At 64.7% G+C, this 502-nt stretch carries 1 pseudogene; it reads right to left on the bottom strand.

The window, feature by feature from the left end:
* Positions 1 to 502, bottom strand: a pseudogene (locus GH736_RS24315) (hypothetical protein); the annotation flags it as partial.

Below are 502 nucleotides of genomic sequence, written 5' to 3'. Positions count from 1 at the left end.
GCCCTGGCCGACATAAGCCGCGATCACGTCCGGCGTTTTGAGATCCTGCAGCACCTGCACATTGATCGGGCCATCGAGGCCGTCCCGGGCGGACTCGCCCAGCATCCGGGCCAGCGCCGCCTTGTCGGACAGCGCGGCAATGGCATCGAGGCGCGGTTTGATCGGACTGATCCCCTTCGCCTCGATGGCGGCTTCATCCATGAAGCTGGCGTAGAAATCGCCGACCTTCTGGGCGTTGCTGCCCGGTGCCGCCGGTTGCTTCGCGGCATCTTCGATGATCTGGCGGGTGCGATCCTGGCTCAGGTCGCGCAGCCGGGTGAACATGCCATAATTGGAACGGTCGGCCGGGATTTCCAGATTCTTGAGGTAGGTGCCGCTGGTGAAGGCCATGAAATCGTCGCCGGCCTTCACCGACTTGTCCATGCCCGCCTCGTCAAAGCCGAAGCGGCCGAGCTCGGGCTTGTTGCTGCTGCTCGTCATCGCATCGGCGGCCAGTGCCGGG

Source organism: Agromyces humi, assembly GCF_009720255.1.
In the GTDB taxonomy this organism is placed as follows: domain Bacteria; phylum Actinomycetota; class Actinomycetes; order Actinomycetales; family Microbacteriaceae; genus Agromyces; species Agromyces humi.
This window is presented reverse-complemented; position numbering and strand designations above follow the sequence as displayed.